Source organism: Escherichia sp. 93.1518, assembly GCF_013368915.2.
GTDB lineage: Bacteria > Pseudomonadota > Gammaproteobacteria > Enterobacterales > Enterobacteriaceae > Escherichia > Escherichia ruysiae.
This window is the reverse complement of sequence record NZ_JABWMT020000087.1, coordinates 1-1331: the sequence shown is the minus strand read 5'-3', so window position 1 is coordinate 1331 and position 1331 is coordinate 1. Positions and strand designations below refer to the sequence as shown.

Genomic DNA, 1331 nt, shown 5'->3' with positions numbered 1-1331 from the left:
CAGGCTTACAGAACGCTCCCCTACCCAACAACACATAGTGTCGCTGCCGCAGCTTCGGTGCATGGTTTAGCCCCGTTACATCTTCCGCGCAGGCCGACTCGACCAGTGAGCTATTACGCTTTCTTTAAATGATGGCTGCTTCTAAGCCAACATCCTGGCTGTCTGGGCCTTCCCACATCGTTTCCCACTTAACCATGACTTTGGGACCTTAGCTGGCGGTCTGGGTTGTTTCCCTCTTCACGACGGACGTTAGCACCCGCCGTGTGTCTCCCGTGATAACATTCTCCGGTATTCGCAGTTTGCATCGGGTTGGTAAGTCGGGATGACCCCCTTGCCGAAACAGTGCTCTACCCCCGGAGATGAATTCACGAGGCGCTACCTAAATAGCTTTCGGGGAGAACCAGCTATCTCCCGGTTTGATTGGCCTTTCACCCCCAGCCACAAGTCATCCGCTAATTTTTCAACATTAGTCGGTTCGGTCCTCCAGTTAGTGTTACCCAACCTTCAACCTGCCCATGGCTAGATCACCGGGTTTCGGGTCTATACCCTGCAACTTAACGCCCAGTTAAGACTCGGTTTCCCTTCGGCTCCCCTATTCGGTTAACCTTGCTACAGAATATAAGTCGCTGACCCATTATACAAAAGGTACGCAGTCACCCTGATAAATCAAGGCTCCCACTGCTTGTACGTACACGGTTTCAGGTTCTTTTTCACTCCCCTCGCCGGGGTTCTTTTCGCCTTTCCCTCACGGTACTGGTTCACTATCGGTCAGTCAGGAGTATTTAGCCTTGGAGGATGGTCCCCCCATATTCAGACAGGATACCACGTGTCCCGCCCTACTCATCGAGCTCACAGCATGTGCATTTTTGTGTACGGGGCTGTCACCCTGTATCGCGCGCCTTTCCAGACGCTTCCACTAACACACACACTGATTCAGGCTCTGGGCTGCTCCCCGTTCGCTCGCCGCTACTGGGGGAATCTCGGTTGATTTCTTTTCCTCGGGGTACTTAGATGTTTCAGTTCCCCCGGTTCGCCTCATTAACCTATGGATTCAGTTAATGATAGTGTGACGAATCACACTGGGTTTCCCCATTCGGAAATCGCCGGTTATAACGGTTCATATCACCTTACCGACGCTTATCGCAGATTAGCACGTCCTTCATCGCCTCTGACTGCCAGGGCATCCACCGTGTACGCTTAGTCGCTTAACCTCACAACCCGAAGATGTTTCGTAAAACACCATCGTGTTGCGAAAATTTGAGAGACTCACGAACAACTTTCGTTGTTCAGTGTTTCAATTTTCAGCTTGATCCAGATTTTTAAAGAGCAAA

At 51.2% G+C, this 1331-nt stretch carries 1 rRNA gene; it reads right to left on the bottom strand.

Annotation, left to right across the window (positions count from 1 at the left end):
* A 23S ribosomal RNA gene (locus HEN21_RS22480) occupies positions 1-1211 on the bottom strand; the annotation flags it as partial.
* Positions 1212-1331 lie beyond the last annotated feature (120 nt).